At 61.2% G+C, this 19,010-nt stretch carries 17 protein-coding genes and 1 tRNA gene; 6 read left to right on the top strand and 12 right to left on the bottom strand.

What is annotated here, in order from left to right; all coding sequences use genetic code 11:
- Nucleotides 1-12 precede the first annotated feature (12 nt).
- Both ACVW0R_RS03855 and ACVW0R_RS03850 read left to right on the top strand, forming a co-directional pair.
- On the top strand, nucleotides 13-345 hold the full coding sequence (locus ACVW0R_RS03855) for a gas vesicle protein (RefSeq protein ID WP_011429713.1): 333 nt from the start codon (nucleotides 13-15) through the stop codon (nucleotides 343-345).
- Between the two features lie 69 nt (nucleotides 346-414).
- Entirely contained in the window at nucleotides 415-846 is a 432-nt protein-coding gene (locus ACVW0R_RS03850) for an LptA/OstA family protein (protein ID WP_228375437.1), read from the top strand.
- A gap of 63 nt (nucleotides 847-909) precedes the next feature.
- On the opposite strand, the gene ACVW0R_RS03845 is transcribed toward ACVW0R_RS03850, so the two are convergent.
- The 12 genes from ACVW0R_RS03845 to ACVW0R_RS03790 all read right to left on the bottom strand — a co-directional run bounded on the left by ACVW0R_RS03845 (nucleotide 910) and on the right by ACVW0R_RS03790 (nucleotide 16,052).
- Nucleotides 910-983: transfer RNA gene (locus ACVW0R_RS03845), tRNA-Arg, on the bottom strand.
- A 17-nt stretch (nucleotides 984-1,000) separates the two neighbouring features.
- Nucleotides 1,001-1,666, bottom strand: a complete 666-nt coding sequence (locus ACVW0R_RS03840) for a ribonuclease HII (RefSeq protein WP_457501675.1) — start codon at nucleotides 1,664-1,666, stop codon at nucleotides 1,001-1,003.
- A gap of 58 nt (nucleotides 1,667-1,724) precedes the next feature.
- Nucleotides 1,725-3,860, bottom strand: a complete 2,136-nt coding sequence (locus tag ACVW0R_RS03835; RefSeq protein ID WP_414388410.1) for an Rne/Rng family ribonuclease — start codon at nucleotides 3,858-3,860, stop codon at nucleotides 1,725-1,727.
- 1,025 nt (nucleotides 3,861-4,885) lie between these two features.
- The gene (locus ACVW0R_RS03830; RefSeq protein WP_457501674.1) at nucleotides 4,886-7,525 is read right to left on the bottom strand and encodes a TIGR03960 family B12-binding radical SAM protein; all 2,640 of its coding nucleotides are present in this window, start codon (nucleotides 7,523-7,525) and stop codon (nucleotides 4,886-4,888) included.
- Between the two features lie 142 nt (nucleotides 7,526-7,667).
- Nucleotides 7,668-8,840, bottom strand: a complete 1,173-nt coding sequence (locus ACVW0R_RS03825; protein WP_041438899.1) for an aminotransferase class V-fold PLP-dependent enzyme — start codon at nucleotides 8,838-8,840, stop codon at nucleotides 7,668-7,670.
- A 185-nt stretch (nucleotides 8,841-9,025) separates the two neighbouring features.
- Nucleotides 9,026-10,651, bottom strand: coding sequence for a peptide chain release factor 3 (locus ACVW0R_RS03820; protein ID WP_099812341.1), 1,626 nt, complete (start codon nucleotides 10,649-10,651; stop codon nucleotides 9,026-9,028).
- Between the two features lie 323 nt (nucleotides 10,652-10,974).
- Nucleotides 10,975-11,232, bottom strand: a complete 258-nt coding sequence (locus tag ACVW0R_RS03815; protein WP_011429706.1) for a hypothetical protein — start codon at nucleotides 11,230-11,232, stop codon at nucleotides 10,975-10,977.
- A 162-nt stretch (nucleotides 11,233-11,394) separates the two neighbouring features.
- Nucleotides 11,395-12,579: a pyridoxal phosphate-dependent aminotransferase gene (locus ACVW0R_RS03810; protein WP_011429705.1), complete on the bottom strand. Its 1,185-nt coding sequence runs from the start codon at nucleotides 12,577-12,579 to the stop codon at nucleotides 11,395-11,397.
- A 43-nt stretch (nucleotides 12,580-12,622) separates the two neighbouring features.
- The gene (locus ACVW0R_RS03805; RefSeq protein ID WP_011429704.1) at nucleotides 12,623-13,180 is read right to left on the bottom strand and encodes a hypothetical protein; all 558 of its coding nucleotides are present in this window, start codon (nucleotides 13,178-13,180) and stop codon (nucleotides 12,623-12,625) included.
- Nucleotides 13,181-13,262: 82 nt separating this feature from the next.
- The gene (locus ACVW0R_RS03800; protein ID WP_011429703.1) at nucleotides 13,263-13,946 is read right to left on the bottom strand and encodes a DUF2232 domain-containing protein; all 684 of its coding nucleotides are present in this window, start codon (nucleotides 13,944-13,946) and stop codon (nucleotides 13,263-13,265) included.
- Nucleotides 13,947-14,447: 501 nt separating this feature from the next.
- Nucleotides 14,448-14,729: an RNA-binding S4 domain-containing protein gene (locus ACVW0R_RS03795; protein WP_011429702.1), complete on the bottom strand. Its 282-nt coding sequence runs from the start codon at nucleotides 14,727-14,729 to the stop codon at nucleotides 14,448-14,450.
- A 102-nt stretch (nucleotides 14,730-14,831) separates the two neighbouring features.
- Entirely contained in the window at nucleotides 14,832-16,052 is a 1,221-nt protein-coding gene (locus ACVW0R_RS03790; RefSeq protein ID WP_049749719.1) for a serine hydrolase, read from the bottom strand.
- 371 nt (nucleotides 16,053-16,423) lie between these two features.
- On the opposite strand from ACVW0R_RS03790, the gene ACVW0R_RS03785 reads away from it, so the two are divergent.
- From ACVW0R_RS03785 to ACVW0R_RS03770, 4 genes are all read left to right on the top strand, one after another.
- Nucleotides 16,424-16,756, top strand: a complete 333-nt coding sequence (locus tag ACVW0R_RS03785; protein ID WP_011429700.1) for a CHRD domain-containing protein — start codon at nucleotides 16,424-16,426, stop codon at nucleotides 16,754-16,756.
- A 361-nt stretch (nucleotides 16,757-17,117) separates the two neighbouring features.
- The gene (locus ACVW0R_RS03780; protein ID WP_041438154.1) at nucleotides 17,118-17,255 is read left to right on the top strand and encodes a hypothetical protein; all 138 of its coding nucleotides are present in this window, start codon (nucleotides 17,118-17,120) and stop codon (nucleotides 17,253-17,255) included.
- Nucleotides 17,256-17,341: 86 nt separating this feature from the next.
- Nucleotides 17,342-18,418: an A/G-specific adenine glycosylase gene (mutY, locus tag ACVW0R_RS03775; RefSeq protein ID WP_414346862.1), complete on the top strand. Its 1,077-nt coding sequence runs from the start codon at nucleotides 17,342-17,344 to the stop codon at nucleotides 18,416-18,418.
- Between the two features lie 151 nt (nucleotides 18,419-18,569).
- Nucleotides 18,570-19,010 (top strand): IS607 family transposase (locus tag ACVW0R_RS03770; RefSeq protein WP_457501673.1); only part of this gene is annotated, 441 nt, incomplete at its 3' end.

Here is a 19,010-nt window from a genome sequence, read left to right as displayed (position 1 = left end):
GGGAAATTCTCTGTGCCTATTACCTCTCAACCCCTGGCCACGGCAACGCATGGCTCCTCTCTGGCCGATGTCTTGGAGCGGGTTTTGGACAAGGGGATTGTCATCGCCGGGGATATCACCGTTTCGGTGGGCAATGTGGAGCTGCTCAATGTGCGCATTCGGCTGCTGATCGCTTCGGTGGACAAGGCCAAGGAGATTGGGATCAACTGGTGGGAATCGGATCCCTATCTCAGCAGCCAAGCCCGCGAGCTGCTGGAAACCAACCGCCAGTTACTGCAGCGGGTCAGCGAGCTGGAAAAGCAACTGGCCCAAGGCCTGCCCAAGGGAGGAAATGGTAAGGACTAACGCGCTGCCCCGCCAGCGGGGCCAGGGATCCCGGGCTAGACTGGCAGGTGGGGTGGTTTGATTGGGGTGATGCGCATGGCGGTCGGGATCGACCTTGAGCAGAAAAACAGGTGCCAGCTAAGGGGGGTAGCCTGGGCGGTAGGGGTGGCGCTGCTGCTGGCGATCCCCAGCCTGGCTTGGGGGCAAAACCCGCGTGCCCTCAGCATCAGCGCCGATGTCCAGGAGGCCAATGCCAACACGGGGGTGTTTGTAGCCACCGGCAATGTCACCCTCAGCTTTCCCGCCGAGCGCCTCACGGCCCGCGCCCAGAGAGCGGTGTACTACAGCCGGGAGCAGCGGATCGAGCTGGAGGGCCAGGTCACCATCCGCCAAGGGGAAAATCAGTTGCAAGCAGAAAAAGTCATCTATCACATCGAAAAAGGCACCATCCAGGCCGTGCCAGCAGCAGGAGGCCAGGTGGAGTCCGTTTATGTGCTACCAGAACCCACTGCGAGCCCCTAGCTAAGGCTTAGATCCAGATCCTGCTGAGAGAAGTGCTCCTTCGCTGTCTGCTTCTGGAAGAAACGCCCACGAAAGGATTCGAACCTCCGACCCCTGGGACCGGAACCCAGTGCTCTAGTCCGCTGAGCTACGTGGGCAGTACGTGGACTCTATCCTACCCTCCAATTTCGCCTGCCTGCAAGTCTCGCAGGGGGGCAAAGCTACGGCGGTGCTGGGGGCTTGGCCCCAAGCGCTGCAGCGCCAGTCGGTGCTCCTGCGTGCCATAGCCGACGTTGGTGCGCCAGCCGTAGCCGGGGTACTGGTGATCCCAGCTCTGCATCAGGGTATCCCGCCAGACTTTGGCCACGATGGAAGCGGCGGCGATGGAGAGGCTAAGCTGATCCCCTTTGACCAGGGCCGTCTGCCGGGATCCCAGCTCTGCCAACGGCAACCCATCCAGCAGGATGTGCTCCACTTCCCCCACCTGCGCCAGAGCTCGTTGCATGGCCAGCAGCGTGGCCTGGCGAATGTTGAGCTGGTCGATCTCGGCGGCAGAGGCGCTGCCAATGCCTACGGCCAGGGCTACTTGGGCAATCCGCTCCGCCCAGTGGGCGCGCTGCGGCGGGCGCAGTTGTTTGCAGTCTCTCACCCCTGACAGCGCCTCCGGATTCAGATGGGCCGGCAAAATCACCGCCGCCGCCACCACCGGCCCCGCCAGGGCCCCCCGCCCCACCTCATCCACGCCTGCCACCCGCCGCATCCCCTGTTGCCACAGGGATCCCTCCCACTTCAGGCTGGGCTGCACCACCTTGTCCACACCCCCAACTCCGGAGCCAACCATCCTCTTGACCGAGCCAACCGACCAACGGCGAGGTTTGCTCCCGGGCTCAGCGGGCCGGCTAGCTGCTGCGGGAGCGCCGTCGTCTGGAGGCCGCCGGAGATTGCTGAGACGGGTCGATGACTACCTCCTGGGGCGTCACCGTTGCCGGCGGCTCCGCCATCGATGATACAGGCGGAGGAGTTTGCGGCTCGGAGGGTGCTGGCGGGGGAAGAGTATTTACCGGCTCCTGCTCCGGCAAAGCTGCGGCTTCAGGGGCAACCGTCTCCGCCGTGCCGTTGGCAGAAGTTGCACCGGCCTCCGCCTCTTCCGGGCTGGCCATCTTTACAGTGCCCGGCAGGGCCACCATAACCACCGTGTCGCGGCCCGAGGGCGGTGGCTGATCCAGAAGCAACAGCGGCGACAGCCCTAACTCTGAGTAGACCCGCTGTTGCAAGGGGGTCATCTCCACAGTAATGGCTTGCCGGGCTGGACGGCTTTCTGAGGACTCCACCCCACCGGCGCGAGCGGATCGCCCCGCGGTAGGCTGGTCTCTGTGGGAGCCCTGCTCTTCCCCATCTTCTCCCCGGCTGGGACGCCGGGATTCTTTGCGCTTCTGCTCCGCCCCGCCCCCTGCCGGCTGCAAGAGATCTTCCCCAGGCACCTCCAGACTGCCCCCTTCTGCCTCTCCGCTCCGGGAAACCGGGCGCTGGCCTACGCGGGGATCCACCCACTCGTCGCGGGAGCGTTTGCGCCCCACCTCAATTCGCGATTCCTCCAGATCCGGTCGCTGTTCTGGGGCAGTACGGGAGCGGCTCAGGGAGACACGGCCTTCGGTTCGCGACACCCCATTGCTCCCCAGCCGCAGGCCCGCCCGCTGCGAGTCGCCCTCCTGGAGCAGGCTTGGGCTGGAACCGTCCTCCCCCTCAGTGGGCAACGTTACCGGCAGGCCACTTTCGACCGTCAACAGCCGTCCTGGCTCAGCTCCTGGCAGGCGGGCCAGGATCCCTAGCCCCTCACAAGTAGGACAAGAGTGGCCGAAGATCTCGTAAAGGCTTTGCCCCTGCCGCTTGCGGGTGAGCTCCACCAGCCCCAATTCCGACAACTGAACCACCTGGGGGCGAGCTTTGTCGCTGGAGAGGGCCTTGTTGAAGTGCTCCAAAACCAGCAACTGGTCGCGGCGGGAATCCATGTCGATGAAATCCACCACGATCACGCCGGCAATGTTGCGCAGCCTCAGTTGACGGGCAATCTCGGTAGCCGCCTCACAGTTGGTCCACAGCACTGTCTCGCGAGAGGTGGCCGATTGGGTGAAAGAGCCAGAGTTGACATCGATCACCGTCAGGGCTTCGGTGGGCTCAATGACGATGTAGCCGCCGGAGGGGAGATCCACCCGGGGTCGCAGCGCCTGCCGGATGACTGCATTGACCCGGAAATACTCCAGGATGGGGGTGGGTTCGCGGTGGGCATCGACCACAACACCGGGCGGCATCTGGCCCTTGTTCCAACCTTGCAAATAGCTACGCACCCGCTTCGCCCCTGCCGGCGAGTCGGTAACGATGCGGTTGACGTCCTCCGAGTAGACATCCCGCAGCACTCGCTGGATAAAATCGTCATCTCGGCTGAGCAGCCCCGGACCCCGTGCCGCCTGATACTGCTGTTGAATATCCTCCCAGAGCTTTTTCAATTGCTCCAGGTCTTCGATCATCGCCTCTTCAGACACCCCCTCGGCCTCGGTGCGCACCAACAGGCCCATCTGGGGGGGTTTGATCAAAATAGCCAGCGACTTGAGGCGATTGCGTTCTTCCCGATCCTCGATGCGGCGGGACAGATGAACCCCTTTGCCGTAGGGTCGCAGCACCAAGTACCGCCCTGGAAAGGCCAGATCGCCGGTGAGGCGTGGCCCTTTGTTGCCGGTGGGCTCCTTCATAACCTGCACCAGCACCTTTTGCTGTGGCAGAACCAGCTCCGAGATGGAGGCATGGTTGCGCTTGAGGCGTAGCGGGCCTAGGTCGCTGACGTGAATAAACCCGTTGCGTTCGCCGGAGCCAATGTTGACAAAGGCAGCGTCGATGCTGGGCAGGACGTTCTCGACGATCCCGACGTAGACGTCTCCCACCTGGTAGGTGCCACTGGCAACGATCAGCTCTTGGACTTGGTCTTCGGCAAAAACAGCAGCGACGCGGTGTTGCTCATCAATTACAATCTGCCTGGGCATTAACGTTCCTCCCCGCCCCCAGGGCCTGCGGTTGTGGATTGAACCCTCCTTGCGGCGAGGCGCTGTCCTTTTGGCGGGATCCGCTCAAGTTTTTTTAGCCAGAATCGATTCATCATGAGGCTGTCCATTACCCTAAGCTCTGCTTTGACGGAGGATGACCGATTTGCTGGGCTTCCACTCCACCATTGATGAGGTGAGTCCAAGCTCATCGGATCCTTAGGATTGGGTGGGATTTGCATGGGGATTGATGGATAGGCTCAGGAGGCAAGATGACACCCCTCCGCCTCAGACATCCCAGAAGAGATTAGACGATGGTTCGTGGCAGAACCCCAATCGTGCCAGCCTAGATCCACAGAAAGACAGGGTTTGCACGCGGAAAGAAACACCTTCTCAGGAGAAAAAATATAGTGCTAGAGCCAGGCCACAGGGGCACACCTCTCTGTACCGCCTATCGACTGGGCCCTGTTGCGCCCGTTACCTGCCCTGGGTACTGAGTTAGGGTTGACACTCCCTCCGCCTGAAAGCGGGGGATTCTTACGCAGTCCACAGACGAACTCGTAAAGGCGTTGTCAAGCCGCCTCTGGACAGTTCCTTGGGGCAAAGTTCCAAGGTTCTGCTTACCTTTTCTGATCAAGTTGGTTGAGACGTTGACATCTCCTCGGCGCTTGCCACCGGTCGGGTTTTTCACCGTGATTAGGTGCTCGCCTGGAAACGGTACGCCTCATCAACAAGTATACTAACTCCCTGAGCACCATTGGCGAGCAACCGAAGTTGCTTGCGGGCTTTTCCGCACCGTACTAACTAAAGTACAGGGCCGCCAAGCTATCCTTCTGGGTCTCCATTTCAGAATCCGATCAAACTGTTGCCTGCTGCCTGCCCTGCCTTTGGCCAAGTTGATCCCGGCAAGCTCCGCAGCGGCAGAAGCCAGCAATAGACAACATAGCGCCTGTCGGATCCCCCCCTCCAGACAGGGGCAGAGCCCAGCCTTGGTCTCCTTTTTGTCCGGTCGATCCTGAGGCCGCTCCTCAGTCGGGATCGGAGGTGCCGTCTTGCCACAGCAGACGCAGCCGCCTGGCCATCTGTAGCGTCCAGCGGGGCAAGCCCAAGGACTCGGCCATTTGCACGAGTTGATTGGGCCGCAGGTAAGCGCCGTCGTTGCGGCAACTGCCGCGGTAGAGGAGGCGGGCGCTGCCGTCGGGGGCCAGGCCCTGAAACTCCAGGTAGTAGAGCAGGGGGCGAGCGTTGAAGCGACAGGGTTTGCCGGATTTGGTGGATTTTTCAATCCAAATTTCCCGCGCATCCAGGATCTGGGTAACCCAGGTCGGCCAGTCGGCTTCGGGCAACTCGCAGCTCACGCTGAGTTGATATTCGGCGGCGTAAACCGCTTCGGTAGCCGAGGGATCCCGCAGGCCGATCTCTTGAATGGCCTGGATGGGAATTTCGGGGGGCAGTTGCTCGGCCAGCAGGGCGCGCAGCTCCTCCGGGGTAAAGGGAGCCCCGGGGCGGGCCAGGAGTTCCAGATCGAGGATCTCCCCATAGCCTTCCTGGCCGATGGGCAGGGCGTTGGCGTTAGCCAGGCGGGGCATGGGGTGGTAACCGCCGCTAAAGGCCAGAGGCAGCCCCGCTCGCCGACAGGCCCGTTCCCACAGCCGCATCAGATCCAGGTGGCCCAGCCAGCGCAGATCCCCAGTTTTGCCGTAGGTGATGCGGAAGCGCTGGGCGGGCGGCTGCGGCTCCAGGGGATCTGGGGTGGGGGTGGGCCGGCTTTGCAGGGGTGGGACGGGCGGGGGCGGGATGACGATGTTGTGGCCAAAGCCGGGGCCGCAGATGCCGCAGGCGGAGCACTTCTCAAAGGAGCAGTCTTCCACCGTGATGGCTTCCAGGGCGCGGCGGTAGTCTTTCTGCAGCCATTTTTTGTCGATGCCGGTATCGATGTGATCCCAGGGCAAGGGATCCTCCAGGCCCAATTCGCGCATGGGGAGATGGGCGCAGAGGGCAACCGGATCGGCGCTGGGATCCACCGCTTCGCCGCAGTAGGCCTTGACCCAGGCGGCATAGGCGGCGTCGATGTTTTCCCACCAGGCGTCCAGGCCGGCGCCGGCCCGCCAGGCCTGCTCGATCATGCGGCCCAGGGAGCGATCCCCCTTGCCAATAAAGTCCTCCAGGATGCTGAAGCGGATGTCGGTGAAGTGGGCTTTGACCCCCCGCAGCCGCCGCAGCTCCTTTTGCAGCAAGGCCTGCTTGCGCTGCACGTCGGCGTAGTCCACCCGGTGCCACTGGAAGGGGGTGTGGGGCTTGGGGACAAAGTTGGAGACCGTGAGGGTAAACTCCACCTTCTTGTGACCCAAGGCCGCACATTCTCGCTGCAGCATCTCAACCGTGCGGGCAATCCCAATGACATCGGCGTCAGTCTCTCCCGGCAGGCCGATCATGAAATAGAGCTTGATCTTGTCCCAGCCCTCCTGGACGGCGGTGCGAATGCCGCGAATGAGGTCAACATCGCTAAGACCCTTGTTGATGATGTCCCGCAGCCGTTGCGTGCCGGCTTCCGGAGCAAAGGTCAGCCCCGAGCGGCGGGATCCCTTCATGATGGCGGCAATTTGCTCATCGAAGCGATCCACCCGCTGGCTGGGCAGCGAGAGGGCGACGTGCTCCCCCAGCAGGCGGTTGTGCAGCTCGGCCCCCACCGCCGGCAGGGAGAGGTAGTCGGAGCAACTGAGGGAAGAAAGGGAAAATTCGCTGTAGCCGGTTTTGCGCAGGCCCTGCACCACCGCCTCCACCACCGCTTGCGGATCCACATCGCGAGCCGGGCGGGTGAGCATGCCGGGTTGGCAAAAGCGACAGCCGCGGGTACAGCCGCGCCGCACTTCCATGACCAGGCGGTCGTGGACGGTTGCCACCAGCGGTACTAGACCAACGGAGTACTGCAGTTGGGGCAGGGCCACGCGGCGGCGGATGCGCTCCGGCACGCCGGGCACGATGGGGCGGGGCGGGATCCCCTCGTAAAACTGGGGCACATACACCCCCGGCACCTGGGCCAGCTCCAAGAGCACCTCGCGGCGGGGCTTGGCTAGAGATTGAGCCAGCACCTGGCCGATCTCCGGCAGCACCTCTTCCCCATCCCCGAAGACGAAGAAATCGAAAAAGTCGGCAAAGGGCTCTGGGTTGGAGGTGGCGGTGGGCCCGCCGGCAAAGATCAGGGGACACTCTTGCGGGGTAAAGGGCTGGCGCTCCCACCATTTGAGGGGGATCCCGGCCAGATCCAGCATCTCTAAGATGTTGGTGCCCCCCAGCTCGTAGGCCAGGCTGAAGCCGATGATGTGGAAAGCGCGCAAGGGGCGGCGCGATTCTACGGCAAACAGCGGGATCTGCAACTGCCGCATCCGGGCCGCCAGATCCGGTCCCGGCAGGTAGGTGCGGTCGCACAACTGGTCTGGCTGGGCGTTGAGGATGTTGTAGAGGATGAGGTGGCCCAGGTTGGAGGCCCCCACCTCGTACAGCTCCGGGTAGCTCAGCACCCACCGCACCCGCCCCGACTCCCAGGGGCGGTGGGCGGCGCCGAACTCTTTCCCCAGGTAGCGGGCTGGCCGCTGGATCTCAGGCGTGAGCAGGCGATCCAGATCGATCGGGCCTAGATGGGCTTGCGTGGCAGCCAGAGAGAGCATGAGGATCCGAGCAAGAAGTGAACGCAGCTACTGATCTGACTCTAGCCGAACTTTCCCGGCAACCCAAACCCAAGACGGGGGTGGCGAGACCGTTCCATCTCCCCTCTCCCGGAGGGAGAGGGGTTGGGGGTGAGGGCGCACATCACTCCGGCAGCCGCTGCAAGGCTAGCGCCAACTGTTCGTACTCAGCCAGGTGGTTGTAGACCTGGGCCGAGATGCGCACCCAAAGCTGCCCGGCAAAGGGAAGGATGGGAACCTCGATGCGGTGCACCTGCCAGAGGTAGTCGTGCAGGCGGCGGGCCCGCTCCGCCAAAGGCAGCTCCGGGATCCACTGTTGCCAGAAGGGTGGCAGGGGCAGGGTGGCCATAAAGCCCAGCATCCGCTCCGGGGCAGGTGGGATCCCTTCCAATTGTTCCAAGAGCACCTGCCGCGCCTGCAGCAGCAGCGTGTGGTTGTGCTGGCGCAGCCTCTCCACCCCCAGCTCCTGGATAAAGGCCAGGGCTGCCGAGATGGCCAGCCAGGCGCTGGGATCGCGGGTGCCCACCCAGTCGAACTCGGCTGTGAACCCTTGCCCGTAGCCGTGGGAGATGGCCAGGGGATGGGTTTGGGCCTGGCGGTGGGGGGCCACCCACAGGAAGGCACAGCCCTTGGGGGCAAACAGCCACTTGTGGGCGTTGCCGGTGTACCAATCGGCTCCTAAGCTTTCCAACTCCAACGGGAGAACCCCCGGCGCATGGGCCCCGTCCACCAAGACTGGGATCCCGCGCTCTCGACAGAGGCCAATCAGCTCCGCCAAGGGGTAGACCAGAGCCGTGGGCGAGGTGAGGTGATCCAGCACCGCCAGCCGAGTCTGGGGGGTGAGAATGGCCGCAAACGCCGCCAAAACCTGCTCCGGCCCCGCAATCGGAAAGGGAACCTGGGCTTCCGCCAGCACCGCCCCCCAGCGTTCACAGACATAGCGCAACGCCTGGCGGACGGCCCCATAGCTGTGGCTGGTGTAGGCGATCTGATCCCCTGGCCGAAACGACAGCGAGCGCAGCACGGCATTGACGCCGCCGGTGGCATTTTCCACAAACACAAGGTTTTCAGGCTCAGCCCCAACAAACTGGGCCAGCTCTGCCGCCGCCGCCCGCAAAGCCCGCGGCAGCTCTTCCCCCATAAACTGTACCGGCTGGGCCTCTAGGCGCTCTTGCCAGGCTCGCTGGGCCTGCAGCACCGTTTTCGGGGTCGCGCCGTAGGAGCCGTGATTCAAAAAAATAGCCTGCGGATCCAGCCCCCACAACGAGCGGTCGCAAAGCGGTTTATCGACTGCCATGGGTTTGCCTTGGAAATAAGACCTGGCAAGCATGACCCAAAAAAGAAGAAAAAGAAATTGCTGGGATCTACAAAAACGAGATTGCCAGGCAGCGAGAAGATGTCAACCCCGATCCCAGACAGCAGCAAAGCTTTGGTCAGGTAGCGGAACTTGCAGGTTCCCGGAGAAGGTTGCTCTGAGTGGCCTTAGGAGCCGTCCTTGGATTCGGGGCCAAGATCCGCGATGGGAGCAATTTTGCTCAGCTTAATTTTGGGGTTGCTGCTGATAAATTGCTGCAAGGTCCACTCGTTTTTAAAGAGGAGAACCGGCCTATCTTGAATGTCTTTGACAATGAGGGTGTTAAACAGGCTGGGGAAATTCTGGAGGACTTCCCAGCCGTTTTCTACCCAGCGGGCCAGGGTGTAGGGCAGCATCTCCAGTCGGGTTTCAACATTGTATTCGTGTTCCAGGCGGTACTGCAGCACCTCAAACTGCAACTGGCCCACTGCCGCCACGATCGGATCCCGTTTCGACTCGTCGAGGGAATACATAATCTGCACCGCCCCTTCTTCCCGCAGCTCCGCCACCCCCTTCTGGAACTGTTTAAACTTGGAGGGGTTGGGATTTTTCAGATAGGCAAATAGCTCCGGCGAAAAGCTGGGGATCCCGGCGTAGCGCAACCTCGGGCCGGTGTAGATGGTATCCCCAATCCTGAAGATGCCGGGGTTGTTGAGGCCGATGACATCGCCAGGATAGGCTTCATCGATGGAGATGCGCTCTTGGGCGAACAATTTTTGGGGATAGGAGAGACGGATGGGGCGATTGAGGCGGGCATGGTTGACCACCATGTCCTTCTCGAACTTACCGGAGCAGATGCGTACAAAAGCAATGCGATCCCGGTGGCGGGGATCCATATTGGCCTGCAGCTTAAAGACAAAGCCGGTGAACTCAGGATGTTCGGGTGGGATCAGCCCTGCCGTGCTCTCGTGGGGCATTGGCGGCAGGGAGTACTCGATAAACGCATTGAGAAACAGCTCCACCCCAAAGTTGGTCATGGCGCTGCCGAAAAAGACGGGGGTTTGCTGGCCAGCATGAACCTGTTTGAGATCCAAGCTGGGCATGAGGCCATCCAATAACTCCAGCTCTTCTTTAAATTGGTAATAGAGATCCTTTTCAATCAGTTCTTCAATTTGCGGATCCCCGAGTTTAACGACGGTATCTTTGACCCGCAGCCGCCCCCCCGAGACTCGCTCAAAGAAGTGAAACTCCTGAGTCCGCCGGTCAAACAAAGCTGTGAAGCGCTCCCCTGAGCCAATCGGCCAGGTTACAGGATAGGGCTTGAGGCCCAGCTCCGTCTCGATTTCGTCCATCAGCTCGAGGGGATCCCGGCTGGGGCGATCCATCTTGTTGATGAAGGTAAAGATCGGCAACTTCCGCAGTTGACAGACTTCAAACAGCTTGCGGGTCTGGGGTTCTAGCCCTTTGCCGGCGTCTTCTAGCATCACAGCGTTATCAGCCGCCGCCAGGGTGCGGTAGGTGTCTTCGCTGAAGTCTTGGTGGCCGGGAGTATCGAGCAAGTTGAGGCGAATGTTGCGGTAGTCAAACTGCAACACAGTCGAGGTAATGGAAATGCCCCGTTGTCTTTCCAGCTCCATCCAGTCGGAGGTAACCCGCTTTTGGGCGCGACGGGCCTTCACCGCCCCTGCTTCTTGAATCGCCCCCCCGTACAACAGCAGCTTTTCCGTAAGGGTGGTCTTCCCGGCATCGGGGTGGGAAATAATGGCGAAGGTGCGCCGTTGCTGGATAGCTTTGGCCAAATCCACTGCTTTCATAAGAAGTAAGTGCTCCAATCAAAACCCGCTCGTCTCACAGCGCGCTGACGCTATGCGACCCTTAAAAAATAGCGATGGCACTCCCCTTGCTGCCCTGCTGCTGCTTCGCAGACGATGGAGAGCTTTAGCGAGGAGTAGAAAAGAGAGAGGCTGGGATGGCCGTCCGCTAGCGGGGGAGGGAGCACAGGTTGAAAAGCCGGGGAAGAGCACTAACCTACTCTGACCGTAGCACAGGACGTGGTTCTGCCGTTGCCTGGCACTCTAGGACAGAGATCCTTTGGAGCGGAATTCCCACCGAGCGGATCGGGATCAACGGGTCTCGTTCAACAGTTGCTTAGCAGTTGCTCAATGGTGGCGATGGTGAAGTTTTGGCTGACCACCAGCCGTTCCACGCGAATGCGGTGGGCCTGCAGCAGGCACTCTTGTTGCAATGCTTTGGGCAGTTGCTCCCAATGGTCCAGCAGGACTGCCAGCAAGATCTCGCCCGGCAAGAGGGATCCCAGCTTTTCCACACTCTCGGCAGACCATTTGAGGGTAAAGCCAGCGGGCAATTTTTTGGGAGACTTTTGGGTGGGAGCCATCTTAGCGCTCCCTCAGCATCGCCTCGAGGACTTCACGGTAGGCCTGAGCCAAGAGTCTTCTCCTGCCTCTGCCAGGCACCAGCCCCTGCTGTTGGTTTGCTGCGCCACCGTTTTGTAGAGAAGTCTCGGCCAGCCCTTGTCTTCAGCCCTCCTCCTGCCCCCTCAGAGGGAAGACAGGAAGCGGTGCAGCCGTTCCAGTCCTTTTTCAAGCGTGGCGCGGTCGGCGGCATAGGAGAGGCGGATGTAGGACTCTGCCCCGAAGGCCACCCCCGGCACGGCGGCCACGTGATGTTCTTTGAGCAGCCGTTGGCAAAACTCTACCGAACCCAAGCCGGTTTGGCCGATGTTGACAAACACATAAAATGCGCCCTCCGGCTCCGGGAAAGTCACCCCCGGCAAGGTGCGGATCCCTTGCACCATCAGATCCCGTCGCTGCCAGAATTCTTGGCGCATCTTCTCCACCGCTGCCGCCGAGAGGGGGCTGGTGAGAGCCTCCAGGGCGCCGTACTGGGCAAAGGTGCAGACGTTGGAGGTGCTGTGGCTTTGCAGGCTGATGGCCGCCTCGATGATGGGCTTAGGGCCCGCCAAGTAGCCAATCCGCCAGCCGGTCATGGCATAGGCTTTGGCGAAGCCGCTGCTGAGGATCAGTCGCGGCATCAAGTCAGGGCAAAGGGATCCCAGGCTGATGTGGCGGGCTTGGCCGTAAACCAGCTTTTCGTAGATCTCATCGCAGACCACATAGAGATGGGGAACCGAGAGGATCACCTCTGCCAAAGCTGCCAGCTCCTGCCGGTGATAGACAGCGCCGGTGGGGTTGGCCGGCGAGTTGAGGATGAGCAACTTGCTGCGGGGGGTGAGGGCCTGGCGCAGTTGGTCGGCGGTGAGCTTGAACCCCTGGCCCTCTTGCGTCTCCACCCGCACCACCTTGGCCCCGGCCAGAGCCACCATCTCGGGATAGCTAACCCAGTAGGGGACGGGCAGGATCACCTCGTCGCCGGGATCCAGGAGCACCATGGCCAGGTTAAACAGGGTTTGCTTGCCGCCGTTGCTAATCAGGATCTGGTCGGGGCTGTAGTCCAAGCCGTTTTCTCGGCGCAATTTGTCTGCCACCGCCTGGCGCAGGGTGGGGATCCCGGCAGTGGGGCCGTAGCGGGTTTTGCCCTCTTCCAGGGCGCGGATGGCGGCAGCCCGAATGTGCTCAGGGGTGTCGAAGTCCGGCTCGCCAGCGCTCAGGATACAGACATCCAGACCCTCTGCCCGCATGGCCTTGGCCAGAGCCGAAATCGACAGCGTTGCGGAAGGAGAGAGACGAGCAACCCGTTGGGACAAGCCGGCAGCAGACACCATCAGTTGGGGATCTGGGGTAGCAGGTTGGGTTAGTTTTAGGCAGTTAGGCCACCGCTGTCAAGAGGCGGCTGCCATCCACCAGCAGCAGCTTATGACCCTCCCGCTCCGCCAACAGATCCCAAAACTCGCCGGCGACGGCCCCCGGCAAGAACCCTTCCAGACGCAGCTGCAGGGGGGGGAATTGCTTGTTCCCCTGGGGCTTGCGCCGCACCGTCACCCAGATGAAGCCGTCGTGGGGCTCGACGATGCCGCGAATGTTAAAGCCCTCCTCTACATCCTCGGGGGCAGGCAGAAAGGGCTCGTCCAGATCTGGATCTTGCTCCTCCTCCGGCAAGGCCAGGATGCGGATAACGCTCAGGCCCAAAGTGCCGCCCGACCGCGGCTGCGGCTGCACGTAGTACCAGTAGGTGTGGCCGCTCTCGATGCAATAGGTGAAAGGGCGCAGCAGCTCCGCGCGGCCAGGGGTGGCCGGATACTCTACGCCATCGGCGGCAACCAGCGTCGCCTGAGCATAAGTCTGCGGGATCGATTTTAGGGATCCCTTGATCAAGCCCAGGGCGCGGAACTGGTAGGGGTAGGCAGGAGGGGGCAGTGGGTTCATCAGGAACAGGGGTAGAAGCTATGGGGGTAGGGTCTACAAGTTTATCCCATGGCGGTAGTCACCTTAGAGGTATAGGCGGCTGCTAATCCAGCAAAAATTGCACCCACTTCGGCGGCGGCGGCAGCGGACAGCGGAAATGCTCCATCACCAGAGCTGCCACCAAATGCACCGTGAAGACGTAGACCAGGGAGTTAAAGGCGATAAACCCTGCCACCACCACCTGAACCATCCAGGGTTCTGCCACCCAGTACACGCCCAGCCTGGCCAGAGACACATCCAGCAGCCAGTTGGTCAAGCCGGTGAGTTGGATGGTGACGTAAGTCCAGAGGTTTTCCCCCACCAACAGCGAGGAGAGCAGCAACTGGAAAACGAGGCCGAAAGCGCTGAGGGCAGCGCCGCTGGCCACCGAGACATACCAGGAAAGGCGCCGCCGCCATAGGCGGGCACACCAGTAGCCCAGCAGGCCGTAGGGAATGACGTAGAGAATGCTGCGCGTGGGCCCCATCAGCACCGTCAGCAACAGAGCAGAGACCGCCAGCGCCATCGCCCCGGTGCGGGGATCCCAGCGCATCACCGCCAGCGCCACCGGAATGGGGAAAAACAGACGCATAAACGGGGCCAGCGGCGTGTAGCTCAAGATCCAGATCAAAGCAGCAGTGCTGGCTAAGAAAGCTGTCTCCACCACCCTTAGAGCCGGAGAGCGGGGAGGTGGCGGGGGCAAGGGAGGAAAATCCTGCTGCACAGGAGGCTGAGGGGACGCAGGCACAGCGAGAAAAAGAAAAGAAAACTGTTCCCAGCTTAGGTCAGCGGTTGTGGAGTTGGTTGCAGTTGGGGAGCAAGGGCTCGGCTACTTGACCTTGCCGCTCCGCAAGACTTACACAACGCTAAACAAAAACGAACTTTTGTCCAGCGTCGTTGCTTCCTTTCTACTTCCACGACCCATACCTCGTTGGTTGCCCAACCCCCCCTTAGTCCCCCCGTATACGGGGGGATGTAGGGGGGCAGAGGAGTCTTCACAGGCGTAACTTCCCGTCGTTCGCGGCAGCGGGCCGTAGGCCTTGAACACAGTTGGCTGGAAGGGAAGAACCTGTTCACCACAACCGACTGACAGCTCTAGAGCTTGCACTTGTACTCTAGCTGTCGCCGAAACTCATAGAACCCACAGTCAGCAATGCTGCCTACCAACTTGTGGTTCTTGAGCATCCCTGAAACGTAAGGACGCCGTCCCGCTGACGCGAACAGTTTTTCTCAGCAAAACCCTGACTGACTAGAGGCAGACCCGACCTCCCCCTGTGGCAGAGCTCTGGATCCTCTTCCCATCCCAGCCCACCTGCCAAACTTGGCCCGCTACTGCCACCTCATCCCCCAGGCGTAACTTGCGCCCTCGCCGGGTTTCCACCTCGCCGTTGACCCGCACCTGCCCCGCCTGGATGAGCTGCTTGGCCTGCCCGCCGGTGGGCACAACTCCCGTCAGCTTGAGAAATTGATCCAGTTTGATAAGGGGATCCCCTGCTGGAGGAGCTTGGGAAGGGGGAAGAGTCTCGGCCATAACCTCACCGTTCTGGCTTGGATGTTGGCTGATCCAACTTTTTAAGATCCAACTTTTTAATTTTGACGCTGCTGCTCTGCCGGGATGGGCGATCCCCTAGGGCTACGGGCTATCGGCAGCAGCCGAAGCGGTGGGCTCGCCTTCGGCAGACCAAAACTCATAGGCAGCCTGGGAGAGTTTGGCGATTAGCTCTTCGGCTTTGGGATCGTTGGGAGTTTCCCGCTTTACCCACACTGCTGCCACGTAGCGTCGCCCGTTGGGCAAATCGAGTATGCCGGCATCTCCCACCACCGACCTGAGAGTTCCCGTCTTGTGGGCAATGCGCACCTCTTGGCCCAAGTTGGGGCGAAAATAGGAGGGCCGCTGCGTGCGCCAGAGGATGTCCAAAAAGCGGTCGCGGCTGCGGCGGCTGAGCATTCGCCCCTGCTCCACCTGGCTGAGCAGCCAGACCATGTCGCGCGGGCTGCTGGTGTTGGTGCCCTCCAAATCCGGCAGCCACCAGGAAATTTGCGTGTGCTGCAGCCCCCACTGGCGAAACTTTTGGTTGAGGGCTTCCCGACCGCCGAGGCGATCGATGATGAGGTTGGCGGCGAAGTTGTCGCTGATGGTGCTCATGAGGGTAGCTGCCTCCAGAGCAGAGACCCGGGATCCGAGGGGACGGGTCTGCAATACGCCAGCTCCCCCGCCCCTGAGGTCTTCTCTCAAAGTCAGCCTCTCGTCCAGCCGCACCTGACCCGTTTCCACTGCCTGCAAAAAAGCCAGGAGAATCGGGATCTTGATGACGCTGGCGGCAGGAAAAACCTGATCCGGCCTCACCCCGGCAAAGGCGCCGCTTTCCACCTCCCAGAACAGGGCTCCTGCTGTCAGGCCCGGCTGATCGGCCAGAGCAGCCAAGCGCTCCTGCAAAGCGGGGATTTCCTGTCCTCTTAACAGGTCTGTGGGCAAGGTGGAGGGGAGCTCCTGCATCGCATCCTGTTCTGGCCGGGCAGGAGTGGTCGATTGCAGCAGTTGCGATAGGCCAGCCATCGTCAGGCCCAACATCAGGCTGAGGCCCAGGCCTCGCAGCAACACCTCCAACAGGGCCGGAGACCGCCTCAGGCGGCGAGGCTGGGCAGCTCGTTGGCGCATCCGGGCAATGGCTCTTTGGCGAGAGAGGCGCAGCGGTTGGGGGCGGGAAGCCAAGAGGGATCCCTCGGCAGCCGGAGCAGGCAGCAAGTGGCGAGAAGGGGAGGCAGCCTGAGTGAAGCGGCGCTGACGACGCACCGGATCCCGAGACCTTTCTCGAGCTAAGCTGCTGCCTTTCCCCTCCCCTGTCCTCGCCATAAGAACGACTGCCCCAACGAAGGTCTTGATGACCGATATCGCGACAATTTTACTGAACTTGCGCCGGCGAGCCCGGTTCAATTAAACCCACAGATCGGCGAACCTGGCCTGGGAAAGTTTGGCGAGGGAGAGCTTTGGAGCTTGGCCATCTCCGGCCCTCCACCCCTCCTGAGTCGGCAGTCGGGCTGCTTCGACCTCTTGGGAAGCCCCTCGAGAAGAAGATCGCGGAGAAACAGGGGCAACTCCTCAGGCAATCGCGACCTTGTTCTCCGAGGGTGAATCCGAAGCTCGGCCTGCTCCGTACTTGAGGTGGCTTGTTCTCCGACCGAGGAGCTTTTTCCATATTGTTGACGCTTTTGCTGGATTCGGCCTTGCGGCCTCGTTTTGTCTTCAAAACTTTTTGGGGCGTCTGCCTAGCTGCTGACTTGTTTCTCAGCGGCTGCGGGAGCAGCAACTCGGCGACCCCTGCGCCGGGAGCTGTAGTCTCTACGGCTACCTTGACCCTATCTCCTGCTGCTGAAGTACCGCCGGTAGCGGTGCCCAGCTCCGCCAGCGGCAGTGCTGTGGTCACTTTAAACCAAACCGCCCGTACCCTATCTGTTGAGCAGGTCTCCAGCTTCTTGGCCGGGGCCTACTACCTCAACATCCATACGCAAGCCAATCCTGCCGGCGAGTTGCGGGCCCAGGTGGTTTTCCCTCGCTAAACCTGAGAGGCGACTTCTCAGCCGCCTAGGCGGCGCGGAGCCCTGCGAGGGCACCTTTTATACCTGCTGGGCCGGGTGGACTGTCTCTTGCAGGGCCCCGCCGTCGGCAGGTTGTCTAAATAGCAGGGAAGTTGGCTGCCCAAGCCTCTGCCTGGGCGGCTCCTGTGCTCTAACTTTTGCGACCAGCGGAGGCGGTAGGGCTTGCCCGACGGGGATCCCTCTTTGGGGGGCGGCTCGGATCCGGGCCAAATTGGCTATCCTAGAGATGAGGGGGTTGGTCGATAACGGAGTTTCCCCATCGCGACACGTATCCCAAGTGAGATCCTCGACACCCCAAAGCCGAAGCTGGTGGGAGGCAACAATGGCTGACTACAACCGCGGCATTATGAGGTTCAAGGGGGCGGATAGCCCAATTGTGGTTCTGATCTCGGCCAGCATTGTGGCGGGGGTGGTCTCGGCCCTGATCTGGTGGGCGTTGCACTTCGCTTACGCGGCTTGAGATCCCAGGTTCCTTCTCGACGGACTGGAAGAGAGTCCGAGGTTGCGGTTGCTGGCGAGCAGTCGCTAGGTTGGAGCAGCGCAGTTTTGCAGCGCCTGCGGCAGTCCTTGCAGCGTTGGTACTGCCAGCAGGGTCGAGATCTGCCCTGGCGACGCACGCGGGATCCCTATGCCATTTGGGTGGCGGAGGTGATGCTGCAACAGACCCAGGTGGCAACCGTGATCCCCTACTTTCAGCGCTGGATGGAGGCTCTGCCCGGGATCCCAGAGTTGGCGACGGCTCCGCAGCAACAAGTGCTGAAACTGTGGGAAGGGCTGGGCTACTACCGGCGGGCGCTGAATCTGCACAGAGCTGCTCAAATCCTGATGCAGGAACACGGGGGCCAGTTTCCCAGGAATCTGGAGCAGGTGCTAGCGCTGCCGGGGATCGGGCGCACCACCGCTGGCGGCATTCTCAGCGCCGCCTTTGACCTGCCCCTGCCGATTTTGGAGGGCAACGTCAAGCGGGTGTTGGCCCGCCTGGTGGCTTTGCCCCAGCCGCCGGCCCGTTGTCTGCCCCTGTTGTGGCGGCTTTCGCAGCAGTTGCTGGATCCCGAGCAGCCGCGCACCTTTAACCAGGCCCTGATGGACTTGGGCGCGACCATCTGCCGGCCCCGGCAGCCTCGCTGTGGCCAATGTCCTTGGCAGGCCGATTGCGCTGCCTACAATCGAGGTCAACAGCAACACCTGCCTATGTCTGAGCCCCGTCCCTCGCGCCCTCACAAACAGATCGCGGTGGCCATCGTTTTGCGAGGGAAAGAGATCCTCATCGATCGGCGGCTGGAAAGCTCCATGCTCAGCGGCCTGTGGGAGTTCCCCGGCGGCAAAATCGAGCCGGGAGAAACCCCTGCGGAGTGTGTGGTGCGGGAGGTGAAAGAAGAAATCGGCATCGACATTGAGGTGGTGGCTCCGCTGGCCACCATCGAACATGCCTACACCCATTTCACCATCACCCTTATTGCTTTTATCTGCCGCTATTTGCGCGGAGAAGCTCAAGCCCTGCAATGCAGCGAAGTGCGCTGGGTCGAGCCGGCGGAGCTGTCGCAATTTCCCTTTCCGGCAGCCAACCAAAAGCTATTTCCCTACCTGTACGCTTGGCTGGAAGCGCGAGGGCATCTCTTATAATCCGCCAAACTGCTTAAATCCCTCCGGCTTTGCTCGCACAAGACATCCGATAGGATGATAGGTGTCCTGCTGAGGTGAGCATGACTCTAGTCAATGATATACTGGACTATACTGAAAATAATGTACAGTATGTTCAGTATAGCTGCTTGGTATGGCTAGGTATGTAAAACCGAGAGAAGCGGCGGATTATTTTGGGGTGTGTCTCCACACTTTGAGGCGATGGGAGCAGAAAGGTTGGATCAAGGCAATACGTACGCCATCTGGTAGGGCAAGAAGGTATGACCTCGACAGCTACATCAAAACGCCAAAAAAAGTCAAACGAGTCGTTTTGTACGCCCGAGTCAGCAGTCGGGGGCAGAAGTCAGATTTGGAGCGACAGATTGCAAGGCTGGTTAGCCTCTATCCTGGAGCCGAAGTGGTCGGAGAGATTGGCGGCGGTCTCGACTTCAAAAGACCAAAGTTCCTTGCCTTATTGGAACGAGTTCGTGCGGGAGATGTCGGAACGATTGTGGTCGCTCACCGGGATCGACTCTGCCGGTTTGGATTTGAGTTCGTTGAGTGGTACTGCCGTCAATACGGGTGCGAAATCTTG

It is taken from the genome of Thermostichus sp. MS-CIW-15, assembly GCF_054060575.1.
The sequence above is the reverse complement of the archived record's forward strand: the minus strand, read 5'-3'. Positions and strand labels throughout refer to the sequence as shown.

Bases quoted from the DNA above. Each gene is read 5' to 3' on its own strand.
- ACVW0R_RS03850 (WP_228375437.1), top strand. From the start codon at position 415: ATGCGCATGGCGGTCGGGATCGACCTTGAGCAGAAAAACAGGTGCCAG.
- ACVW0R_RS03840 (WP_457501675.1), bottom strand. From the start codon at position 1,666: ATGGTTGGCTCCGGAGTTGGGGGTGTGGACAAGGTGGTGCAGCCCAGC.
- ACVW0R_RS03835 (WP_414388410.1), bottom strand. From the start codon at position 3,860: ATGCCCAGGCAGATTGTAATTGATGAGCAACACCGCGTCGCTGCTGTT.
- ACVW0R_RS03830 (WP_457501674.1), bottom strand. From the start codon at position 7,525: ATGCTCTCTCTGGCTGCCACGCAAGCCCATCTAGGCCCGATCGATCTG.
- ACVW0R_RS03825 (WP_041438899.1), bottom strand. From the start codon at position 8,840: ATGGCAGTCGATAAACCGCTTTGCGACCGCTCGTTGTGGGGGCTGGAT.
- ACVW0R_RS03820 (WP_099812341.1), bottom strand. From the start codon at position 10,651: ATGAAAGCAGTGGATTTGGCCAAAGCTATCCAGCAACGGCGCACCTTC.
- ACVW0R_RS03815 (WP_011429706.1), bottom strand. From the start codon at position 11,232: ATGGCTCCCACCCAAAAGTCTCCCAAAAAATTGCCCGCTGGCTTTACC.
- ACVW0R_RS03810 (WP_011429705.1), bottom strand. From the start codon at position 12,579: ATGGTGTCTGCTGCCGGCTTGTCCCAACGGGTTGCTCGTCTCTCTCCT.
- ACVW0R_RS03805 (WP_011429704.1), bottom strand. From the start codon at position 13,180: ATGAACCCACTGCCCCCTCCTGCCTACCCCTACCAGTTCCGCGCCCTG.
- ACVW0R_RS03795 (WP_011429702.1), bottom strand. From the start codon at position 14,729: ATGGCCGAGACTCTTCCCCCTTCCCAAGCTCCTCCAGCAGGGGATCCC.
- ACVW0R_RS03790 (WP_049749719.1), bottom strand. From the start codon at position 16,052: ATGGCGAGGACAGGGGAGGGGAAAGGCAGCAGCTTAGCTCGAGAAAGG.
- ACVW0R_RS03780 (WP_041438154.1), top strand. From the start codon at position 17,118: ATGGCTGACTACAACCGCGGCATTATGAGGTTCAAGGGGGCGGATAGC.